Here is a 2492-nt window from a genome sequence, read left to right as displayed (position 1 = left end):
CCGCTCACGGGGCGCCCGTGTCCCGTGAGCGGGCCGCGCCGCAGCGGAAGCCGGCCGCCGCGACCCGCCGGGAGCGCCACCGCGTACGCCATGGCCGCCCCCTCACTCCCCCGTACGGCCGTCGATGTGCTCGCGGACCAGGTCCGCGTGGCCGTTGTGACGCGCGTACTCCTCGATCATGTAGAGGAACAGGCAGCGCAGATCGGCCAGTTCGCCCTTCGGGCGGTGGAAGGTGTCGGTCAGCGCACGGTCCGCGACCGCGGCGCGGGCCGCGGCGACCTCGCGTTGGTAGATGGCGAAGTCGCCCTGGGCGCTCTCCGCCGTGCCGTCGTCGAAGTCGCCCTCCAGGTTGTCCTCGGTGAAGAAGATCCACGGCAACTCGCGTTCGCCGCCGAAATGGTTGCGGAACCACCAGCGTTCGACTCCGGCCAGATGCCGGGCCAGGCCGAGCAGCGAGAGGGTGGAGCGGCCGACCGGCCGGAGCACGAGCTGCTCGCCGGTGAGGCCGCCGCACTTGTGGAGGAACGTCGCACGCTGATAATCCAGCGTGGCTTCCAGCGCCGTGCGCTCGTCGGCCGTGAACGTGCGCTCCGGGCGGCGGACTTCGGGAGTGGTCCAGGTCATGTCCGCACGCTACGGCGCACCACTGACAACGCCCCGTAGAGAAGAGGTCGTTCACGAGGGGACGTTCAGCCGAGCCGGCGCAGCCCCGCCGCCGTCGGCGCGAAGCCGCACCGCTCGTAGAAACCGGTCAGATGCGGCTCGTAGTCGACATGGAGCCAGCGGGCGCCCGCGCGCCGTGCCTCGTCGGCCGCGCGCCGTACGAGCCGTACGCCGAGACCCCGGCGCCGTGCCGAGGGGTGCACCGTCGTGTCCAGGACGAAGGCGTGGACGCCGCCGTCGCCGACGACGTTCACGAAGCCCGTCAGCTCCTCCCCTCGGAACGCCGCGACCCAGAGCAGGCTGCGCCTCAACCGGGCGCCGAAGTCGGTGAGTTCATGGCCGGGCCAGGCGGCGGCGAACAGCGCGTTGAGAGCGGCGTCGCCGAGCGGCGGACACACCTCCAGCCGCGAGCGCGCGCCCCGCTCCGTCCCGGGGTCCGTCTCAGGGTCCGTCCCCGCGTCCGGCTCGGCGCCCGCGCGCGTCCGTTCGTCCTCGTACGGGCCGTTCATCGCCGCCGGACCGGCTCGCACGGGATCTCCATCGTCACCATCGTCGGGCCGCCCGGCGGGCTGCTCACCGCGAGGATGCCGTCGAGCTGTCCGAGCCGCCGCTCCACGCCCGCCAGACCCGAGCCCTTGCCGAAGTCGGCGCCGCCCCGGCCGTCGTCGGTGACGGCGATGCGCAGCATGCCGCCCGCGTCGGCGCTGTAGTGGATGTCGAGCCAGACGCCGTCGGCCCGCGCGTGCTTGGCGGCGTTGGTGAGGACCTCGCTGACGGCGAAGTACGCGGCGGACTCGACCGGTTCGGGGAAGCGGCCGTCCAGGTCGACGTCCGCCTCGACGGGGATCTGCATGCGCAGCGCCAGGGCCCGCGCCGCGTCGCCGAGGCCCCGTTCGGCGAGCACGGGCGGATGGATGCCGCGTACGAGGTCGCGCAGTTCGGTCAGGGCCTCCGCGGAGTTCTCCCGCGCCTGGGCGATGAGCCGTTTCGCCTGTGCCGGGTCCTTCTCGACGAGCGCCTCGATCGTGCCGAGGCTCATGCCCATCGCGACCAGACGTGCCTGCGCACCGTCGTGCAAGTCCCGTTCGATACGGCGCAGTTCGGCGGCGGAGGAGTCCACGGCGTCGTGCCGCGTCTCGTACAGCCGCTCCACGCGCTGCTCCAGCGCGTCGCGGCTCGGGGAGATCATCGCCCGTACGAGGTGGAAGTGCCCCTGGATGAAGTACGGGTTCAGCCATGCCGCGAGGAGCAGCAGCACGGAGCCGAGGCAGGCGCACAGGAACGCCGTGCCGAAGCCCTCGACGGGGATGAAGGCGTACCAGTAGTGGTGCTGCACGGCCCGCCAGACGCCCGCGAAGATGACGAACCCCTCGGCGCCGTACGCCAGGAAGGCGGCCGGGAAGAGGGCGGTGACGAAGCCGAAGACCGCGTCGGTCAGCAGCCAGACGAGGTCCCGCCATGTCGCCGGGTCGCGCAGCAGCGTGGTGCAGCGGCGGACGGTGGCGCCGACGCCGTCGGCGGCGGGCAGCGGACGGTAGGACGACTGGACGGTGATGCCCGCCCAGTCGCGGGCGAGATAGCGGCGCTGGTTGGCGTGCATGCGCACCAGGTGCGTCACCGCGGGCGTCGTGAACAGGCCGACCCCGAGCACGGTCAGCGCGATCGAGACGACGCTCAGGATGAACAGCGTCAGCGAGACGCCGAGCGAGAGCAGACACAGCGACAGGCCCCGCACTCCCGCGAGCAGGGCGGCGCGGACACGGGGCGACGGGACCGCCGGGCCCGCGGGACGCGGGGCGTCCGTGCCGACGCCGGCGCCCGGCGCTCCC

At 73.1% G+C, this 2492-nt stretch carries 3 protein-coding genes; all 3 read right to left on the bottom strand.

Annotated elements, in window-relative coordinates:
* Positions 1–102 precede the first annotated feature (102 nt).
* Positions 103–624: a DinB family protein gene (locus AN218_RS30145; protein WP_070020215.1), complete on the bottom strand. Its 522-nt coding sequence runs from the start codon at positions 622–624 to the stop codon at positions 103–105.
* 65 nt (positions 625–689) lie between these two features.
* Positions 690–1193, bottom strand: coding sequence for a GNAT family N-acetyltransferase (locus AN218_RS30140; protein ID WP_338059654.1), 504 nt, complete (start codon positions 1191–1193; stop codon positions 690–692).
* Positions 1169–2410 carry a sensor histidine kinase gene (locus tag AN218_RS30135; RefSeq protein ID WP_070020216.1) on the bottom strand — a complete coding sequence of 414 codons (1242 nt, stop codon included), beginning with the start codon at positions 2408–2410 and terminating at the stop codon, positions 1169–1171. The genes AN218_RS30140 and AN218_RS30135 overlap by 25 nt, the downstream gene beginning before the upstream one ends.
* Positions 2411–2492: the final 82 nt, after the last annotated feature.

This window comes from Streptomyces nanshensis, assembly GCF_001751255.1.
Taxonomy (GTDB): domain Bacteria; phylum Actinomycetota; class Actinomycetes; order Streptomycetales; family Streptomycetaceae; genus Streptomyces; species Streptomyces nanshensis_A.
This window is presented reverse-complemented; position numbering and strand designations above follow the sequence as displayed.

Bases quoted from the DNA above. Each gene is read 5' to 3' on its own strand.
- AN218_RS30145 (WP_070020215.1), bottom strand. From the start codon at position 624: ATGACCTGGACCACTCCCGAAGTCCGCCGCCCGGAGCGCACGTTCACG.